This is a genomic window from Thiomonas sp. TH-17 (genome assembly GCF_057473305.1).
Window position 1 is genome coordinate 1 of the sequence record NZ_JBYCKI010000306.1, and the last position, 7,168, is coordinate 7,168.

At 66.5% G+C, this 7,168-nt stretch carries 7 protein-coding genes; all 7 read right to left on the reverse strand.

What is annotated here, in order from left to right; translation table 11 throughout:
* Positions 1–409, reverse strand: a 409-nt coding sequence (locus AC2VLV_RS16715; RefSeq protein ID WP_486991037.1) for a FliH/SctL family protein, incomplete at its 3' end; no start/stop codon positions are given.
* Positions 410–444: 35 nt separating this feature from the next.
* On the reverse strand, positions 445–1,461 hold the full coding sequence (fliG, locus tag AC2VLV_RS16720) for a flagellar motor switch protein FliG (protein ID WP_486991038.1): 1,017 nt from the start codon (positions 1,459–1,461) through the stop codon (positions 445–447).
* Complete coding sequence (fliF, locus tag AC2VLV_RS16725; RefSeq protein ID WP_486991039.1) at positions 1,451–3,151, reverse strand: flagellar basal-body MS-ring/collar protein FliF; 1,701 nt, start codon at positions 3,149–3,151, stop codon at positions 1,451–1,453. Before fliF ends, fliG begins: the two co-directional genes overlap by 11 nt.
* A gap of 66 nt (positions 3,152–3,217) precedes the next feature.
* The gene (gene fliE, locus AC2VLV_RS16730) at positions 3,218–3,571 is read right to left on the reverse strand and encodes a flagellar hook-basal body complex protein FliE (RefSeq protein WP_486991040.1); all 354 of its coding nucleotides are present in this window, start codon (positions 3,569–3,571) and stop codon (positions 3,218–3,220) included.
* An 88-nt stretch (positions 3,572–3,659) separates the two neighbouring features.
* Positions 3,660–5,150, reverse strand: coding sequence for a sigma-54-dependent transcriptional regulator (locus tag AC2VLV_RS16735; RefSeq protein ID WP_486991041.1), 1,491 nt, complete (start codon positions 5,148–5,150; stop codon positions 3,660–3,662).
* 129 nt (positions 5,151–5,279) lie between these two features.
* Positions 5,280–6,407, reverse strand: a complete 1,128-nt coding sequence (locus AC2VLV_RS16740) for a sigma-54 interaction domain-containing protein (protein WP_486991042.1) — start codon at positions 6,405–6,407, stop codon at positions 5,280–5,282.
* Between the two features lie 36 nt (positions 6,408–6,443).
* Positions 6,444–7,168 (reverse strand): SPOR domain-containing protein (locus AC2VLV_RS16745; RefSeq protein ID WP_486991043.1); only part of this gene is annotated, 725 nt, incomplete at its 5' end.

Here is a 7,168-nt window from a genome sequence, read left to right on the forward strand (position 1 = left end):
GCTGCGTGCGCAGTTCATGCAGGATGACCTGCCGCGCCAGTTCCAGCGCCAGCGCCACCAGCGCCGTCTCGGCCTCGGCGTCGAGCGCGGCCACGGGCTGCGAGGCGCGGGAGAGCAGCGCCTGCAGCGTCTCACGTTCCTGCTGCGCCTGCGCCCGCCCGGCGGCCAAGCCCTCGGCGTGCCCGGCGGCATAGCCTTCGTGATGGCCTTCTTCCAGGCCCGCTTGTCGGCCGTCTTCGCGGCCCTGCGCCTCGGCCTGCGCGTACACCGCCTCGAACTGTTGCGCGGTCGGCGGCCCGCCTGCGGTTTGGCGCGGGGCCTGCACTGCGGTGCGCGCAGCAGGGTCCATTTCCTGCGGCTGCCAGCGTCGTGCGGCCTGCGCGTCTTCCTTGGGAATGATGCCGCTCATGGCTTCGGTGAGAACCGGTTACGGGTCGCCATGCCTCAGCCGACGAGTTGTTCGCCGCCGCCGCTGCCCAGCTGAATCTGGCCCGCGGCCTCCAGGCGCGAGGCGATCTGCAGAATTTCCTTCTGCGCGCCCTCGACCTCGGTGAGCTTGACCGGCCCCTTGGCCTCCATATCGTCGCGCAGCATTTCAGAGGCGCGCTTGGACATATTGCTGAGAAATTTCTCCTTGAGCGCGTTGTTCGTGCCCTTGAGCGCCAGAATCAGCGTCTCAGACGAAATTTCGCGCATCATGGTCTGCAGACTGCGGTCGTCCACATTGATCAGATCGTCGAACACGAACATCTGGTCCTGCACCTTGGTCGCCAGTTCTTCGTCCTGCGAGCGCAGATGTTCCATGATGCTCGACGACAGCGCGGTTTCCACCCGGTTGAGAATTTCGGCGGTGACCTTCGGCCCTCCCACGGCACTCACCTGCACGCTCTGCGAATCGCCGGAGAGCTGTTCTTCGAGCACTTCGTTGAGCTCGCGCAGCGCACTGGGCTGCAGGCCGTCGAGCGCGGCCAGCCGCAACATGGCTTCGCTGGCCTGGCGCTCGGTGAGGAAGTGCAAGACCTCGCCGGCCTGCTCGGGCTCGATATTGGCCAGCACCAGCGCCACCACTTGCGGATGCTCCAGCTTGATCAACTCGGCAATGGCGCGCGGCTCGAGCCACTTGAGGTTCTCCAGTCCGTTCGATTCGCCGCCGTGCAGAATGCGCTCGATCAGCGAATTGGCGCGCTCGCCGCCTAGCGCCTTGGTCAGCGCGCCGCGCAGAAATTCGTTCGAGCCCAGACCGAGCGCCGTCTGCTGCTCGATTTTTTCGCGGAATTCGCGCATGACCGCATGCGCCTGATCGGCGCTCACCCGGCTGAGTTTGGACATGGCCACGCCCAGACGCTGCACCTCGCGCGGCCCGAGATGGCGCATGATCTCCGCGGCCTGGTCTTCTCCCAGGCTCAGCAGCAGCACGGCCGCACGGTCGAGCCCGCTGAAATCGGCTTGTTCACTGGCCATCGGACAGCCACTCCTTCACCACCTGCGCCGCCCGCCGCGGGTCTTGCTTGACCAGTTCGCGCGAGATCGCCGCATCCGACTCCAGGGTATTGCTCAAATGCACCGTGTCTGGCGCCAGCGCGCCGGGCATGCCGCCCGCCGACTGCTCGGCGCCCGTGCCAGTACCGGATGTCGCCTGCGTGCCGCCGCCCGCCGCAGCGGCTCGCGCGGCCTCGCCCGGCTCGGCGGAAGATTCGCCCCGGCGGCGCGCTCCGCCGCCGCTCGCCGCCTTGCGCATGGCGCGGTAGGCCATCAAACCGAGAATCAGGGCGATGACGTAGGGCACGGCCTGCCGCGCGCCGTCCCAGATCCAGGGTTGGCGCCACACGGGCAACTCTTTCTCGGCCTCTTTCTGCGCGGCGGTGAAGGGCATGTTGACAATGCTCACCGTGTCGCCGCGCTTGGCATCGAAACCGATGGCGTTCTCCACAAGCTGCTTCATCTGCCCCAACTGCGCCGCGTTCAGCGGCACGGGCTTGCCGCCCTTGGCCTGATCGTTGACCAGCACGGAAACCGACAGCCGCTTGACCGAGCCGACCGGCTGCTGGGTATGGCTGACCGTTTTGTCGAGGTCGTAATTGGTCGTGGCCGACGAACTGGCCGCCGTGGGCGCAAGCGTCTTGAGGCTGGGCGTGATTTGGGTGAGTTGCTGCGGCGTGAGCGGCGCGGAGGCCGTTCCCATGACGAAAGGAGCGGTGACCCCGCCCGGCGGCTGGTTGCTCAGTGCGCCGGGCACGCCGGCCGGCAGCGCACCGCCGCCGCTGGAGTTGGTGCTTTGCTGCTGCTGGCTGAGCAAGTGGCCCTGGCCGTAAACCACCGAGCTGGATTCGGTCTTGGCGAAATCGATGTCGGCCGACACCGCCACGCGCACCCCCTCGTTGCCCACCAGGGGTGCGAGCAGCGCTTCGATCTGCTTGCGATATTGCTGCTCGATGGTGTTGCGATACATCAGCTGGTCGGGCTGAATGCCGCTGTCGGCGCGCTGCCCTGAGGTGAGCAGATTGCCGTCCTGATCGACCACGCTGACGTTTTTGTCCCCCAGCCCCGCTACCGCAGACGACACCAGATGCACGATGCCCGCCACCTGCGCGCCGCTGAGCACCCGGCCCGGATAGAGTTTGAGCAGCACCGAGGCCGAGGGTTTCTCGGCTTCGCTCAGGAACACCGAGGGTTTGGGAATGGCCAGATGCACCGTGGCCGATTGCACCGCCGAGAGCGACTCGATGGTGCGCCCCAGCGAACCCTCCAGCGCCCGCTGGTAGTTGATGCGTTCGACGAACTGGCTGGTGCCCATCGGCTCGTTGTCGAGCACCTCGAAGCCCACGCCCGCGCCTTTGGGCAGACCATTGGCCGCGAGTTTCATGCGGGTGGCGTACACCTGCGCCGAGGGCACTTCGATCACCGCGCCGCCGCCAGTGATGCGGTAGGGAATGTTGAGTTTTTGCAGCTCGCCAATGACCGCGCCGCCATCGCGCTCGGAAAGATTGGTGTAGAGCACCTGATAGTCGAGTCGGCTCGTCCACATCAGGGTGACGATGATCAATGCGATCAGCGCCGCCAGACCCGCCAGCCAGGTGAAACGCTGGTTCATGTTCATCTGGCGGAAGGCGCCCAAGGGGTCTTGCAGCGCGGCGGCGGTGGTCGTGGCCATGAGGTGGGCGTCAGGAGAGAGGCGTCAAAAAAATGTCGTTAGGGGGCTTGTGGTGCGGTGTGGTGGTCAGGCCTGAATGTTCATGATGTCCTGGTAAGCGGACACGAGCTTGTTGCGCACTTGCAGCACCGCCTGAAACGACAGACTGGCCTTCTGCGAGGCGAGCATCACGTCGCTCAGACTCACATCGCCCGTGCCCGAAACGAACTGCTGCTGCAAGGCGTTGGCGTGCTGCAACTCGCCGCTCACCCCGTCGATGGCGCTCTTGAGCGTGGCGGCGAAGTCGGTTTGCTGCGAGGCGGCAGTCGCGCCCAGCGCCGCTGCCGCGTTGCCGCCGACCGCATCGGCCGGCCGCGCCTGCGCCTGCGCGGTGAGACTGCGCATCTGGGCAAGCACGCTTTGCATGGGATCGATCTGCATGAGGCCTCCGGCAATTTTTCGTCCATTCAACCGGGATAAAACCGGCGTTTTGCCCCTTTCAAGCAAAACGCGTTCCAGCCTGGTCGGATCAAGTTGGGTCGGGCATGTCCGGCAGTTCCAGTCCGGCTTCGCGCAGCTTTTGCAGCTTGTGGCGCAGGGTGCGCGGGCTGATGCCCAAACGCTCTGCGGCTCGCTGCTTAGAGCCTTGGCTGTGCTGCAGCGCGTCGGCGATGAGTTGGCGTTCATTCAGCGCCAACTCGCTGCCCAGATCACCCGCAATTGATTGCGGCGTAAGTGCTTGCGGCGCGAGCTGCGGCTGCGCGGGCGCCGAGGCGCGCAGAGGGCTCTCGGCGGCGGGCGGCGGAAACAGCAGATCGGCCGCTGAAATCACCCCGCCCTGGCTCAGAATGGCCGCGCGCTGCATCACGTTGTCGAGTTCGCGCACATTGCCCGGCCAGCGGTGCGCCTGCAAGGCCTGCTGCGCTGAAGGATCGAGCCGAGGCGGCGGCGTCATGCCAAACTGCGCCGCATGGCGAACCAGCATGGCTTTGGCCAGCGGCAAAATGTCGTCGCGCCGCTCGCGCAACGGCGGAATCTGCACCGGAAACACATTCAGCCGGTAATACACATCTTCGCGCAGAACGCCTTGCTGCACGGCCTGCTGCAGATCGCGGTTGCTGGTGGCGACGAGACGCACGTCGAGCGCGATGCGTTTGCGCCCGCCCAGGCGCTCAATCTCGCGCTCCTGCAGCACGCGCAGCAGCTTGGCTTGCAGGGCCGGGGCCATTTCCGTCACCTCATCGAGCAGCAGCGTGCCGCCCTGCGCCTGCTCGAATTTGCCCGGCGCCGACTGCCCTGCCCCGGTAAAAGCGCCCTTCTCGAAGCCGAACAGCGTGGCTTCGAGCAGGGTTTCAGGAATGGCGGCGCAGTTGATGGCGATGAACGGCCCTGCCGAGCGCGGCGATTGCGCGTGGACATAGCGCGCCATGACTTCCTTGCCCACGCCGCTTTCGCCCAGCAGCATGACGGTGACATCGGTCTGCGCCGCGCGGCGGACGATGCTCAGAATCTGCTGCATCGCGGCAGACTCGGCGATCAGTCCGCTGGCGGGTCCGGGCGCTGATGTGGCCTTTATCGAGGCGGCCGGCGCTGGGCTTGCGACCGGGGCTGAAGCCGCGGCGACCTTGGTTTTCGCCGGGGTCAGTGACGCCGCCGAAGGCACGAACTGACGAATCTTGGACAGCGCCTGCGAGAGATCGAGGGGCGCGTTCAGATAGTCCGCCGCGCCGCTTTGCAGCGCCTGCACCGCCGCCTGCACCGAGGCATGCCGCGCCACCATCAGCACCGGCAGCGCGGGATGCAGGCCGTGCAGCCGTGCCAGCACCCGCGCCGCGTCGATACCCGCCCCTTCGCCGTCGCAAAACACCAAATCGGGCGACCAGCCTTGCTCGACGGCTTGCAGGGCTGTGTCTTCCGCCGCATGCAGCGCGGCCACGCAACCCGCGCCCTGCAATTCGTCGCAAAGACGCTGGCCACGCGCGGCGTCGTGGTCGATCAGCAAAATTCGCGGGGAAGTCATCGAGAAGGGTCGAAATCAGGCGGAGAGGAAACAAAAGGGCATACGGCCCGGCAGCAAGTTAGCAAAACCAAGGCCTGAGACGTGACGATTTTCCGTCACCGGCACTCGCATCGATGGCCAACCGCGAATTTACTCGCGCGACTCGGCACCCAGGCCGTATTTGCGGATTTTCTCCACCAGCGTTGTGCGGCGCAGGCCGAGGTGCTGCGCGGCATGCGCGATCACGTGGCGGCTGCGCTGCAGCGCCTGTTCGATCAGGCTGCGTTCGATCTGCTCAAGATAGGCGCGCAGGTCCATGCCCTCTTCGGGCAGAACGGGCTGCAGGGCGGGCTCGGTCATGGCCTGCATCAGCGCTTGCAGCCCCTCTTGCTCGTCGTCTTCAGCGGCGATGTTCGTGGCCAGTTCGGGCAAAGCCGCCTCGGTCGCGCTCAAATCGCGCCCCAGATCGCGCGCCAAATCGCCGCCGGCGCGCAGCTTGGGCGGCAGGTCGGCCAGACGCACGATGGAGCCGGCATGCAGGATGAGCAGGCGCTCCATCAGGTTTTGCAATTCGCGCACATTGCCGGGCCAGCGGTAACCCAGCAGGGCCTGCTGCACGCCGTCGCCGAAACGCACCCGCCCCAGCCCCTGCGCCTCAAGGCGTTGCAAGGCGTGTTCGGCCAGTTGAAGAATGTCTTCGCCGCGCTGGCGCAGCGGCGGCACCTGCACCGGAAACACGTTGAGGCGGTAGTAAAGGTCTTCGCGAAACCGGCCCAACCCGATCTGCTGCTCCAGATCGCGGTGCGTTGCCGCCACGATGCGCGACTGCGCTGCGAGCACTTCGTTGCCCCCCACGCGCTCGAAGCATTTTTCCTGCAGCACCCGCAGGATCTTGACCTGCAGCGGCGAGCTCATCTCGGCGATTTCGTCGAGAAACAAGGTGCCGCGCCCGGCCAGTTCAAACCGGCCCTTGCGCGCATTGAGCGCCCCGGTGAACGCGCCCCGTTCGTGGCCGAACAGCTCACTCTCCATCAGCTCGCCGGGAATCGCGCCGCAATTCACCGCGACGAAAGGCCGGGCCGCGCGCGGCGACTGCAGATGCACGGTGCGCGCCACCAGTTCTTTGCCCGTGCCAGACTCGCCAAGCACCAGCACCGTACTGTCGGTCTGCGCCACGCGCCGAACCTGCTCGCGCAGCGTACGCATCGGCGGGCTCTCGCCCAGCAGCAGATCGGGGCTGTCGGCAGTCAGGAGATGGGGTGCGCGGTCGTCAAGCATGGCGACATTCTCGCAGCCCCGCGAATGGGGGGAGCATCAGCCTAGCTTGCGCAAAATGCCTTCTGCCCCGGTGAGCTTGTGCAAAGGGGCTTTTGCTTCACGCGCCGATGCTGCATTTTTATAGGGACCGACGTAGAACAGATGCAGTCCGCGCACTTGCTGTGCGGCCACGCAAACCTGGGTGTAGCCCGCGCGATGCAGCTTGCTGGCAAGACGGTCAATGCTCTGCTGCTTGCCAAACGCGCCCACCTGCACATACCAGCCCGCAGTGCGGCAAACACCCACCGCCCCAACGCGCTTCGGCTTCGTCGCGGCGGGCCGCGCAGGTTCGACACGGGCGTGAACCGCGGGCTTGTGTTGCGCGGATTTTGGCTTGGCGACGGGTTTGCTCGGAGCTGCGGCGGTGACGACCGAACTCGCAGCCTCGACAGCGATGGTTTGCGCCGGGGTCGGCACCGAAGCGACTTCCGCTGGGGCCACGGCAGGCATCGCGGCGGACGTCACCCTAGCGGCCTGAGACGCCGTCTCTGCAGCCGTCCTTGGCGCGCTGGCTGCAGACAGCGCGTCCATCGCGGCAGCCGCGGCCCGCTCCTGCTGCGCCGTGCTCATTGCGGGCTTGGGCGCGGCGGCCGCCACTGCGGAAGCCGCCCGCGCCGCCGTATTGGAAGCGCTGGACGCGGGATGAATGACCGTGCTCTCGGTGCCTGGCGCGGGTTTGCGCAGGCCGTCCACCGCCCAGACGATGAGGCCCAGAAGGATGA

Coding starts and splice junctions, on each gene's coding strand:
- fliG (WP_486991038.1), bottom strand. CDS start 1,461: ATGGCCAGTGAACAAGCCGATTTCAGCGGGCTCGACCGTGCGGCCGTG.
- fliF (WP_486991039.1), bottom strand. CDS start 3,151: ATGGCCACGACCACCGCCGCCGCGCTGCAAGACCCCTTGGGCGCCTTC.
- fliE (WP_486991040.1), bottom strand. CDS start 3,571: ATGCAGATCGATCCCATGCAAAGCGTGCTTGCCCAGATGCGCAGTCTC.
- AC2VLV_RS16735 (WP_486991041.1), bottom strand. CDS start 5,150: ATGACTTCCCCGCGAATTTTGCTGATCGACCACGACGCCGCGCGTGGC.
- AC2VLV_RS16740 (WP_486991042.1), bottom strand. CDS start 6,407: ATGCTTGACGACCGCGCACCCCATCTCCTGACTGCCGACAGCCCCGAT.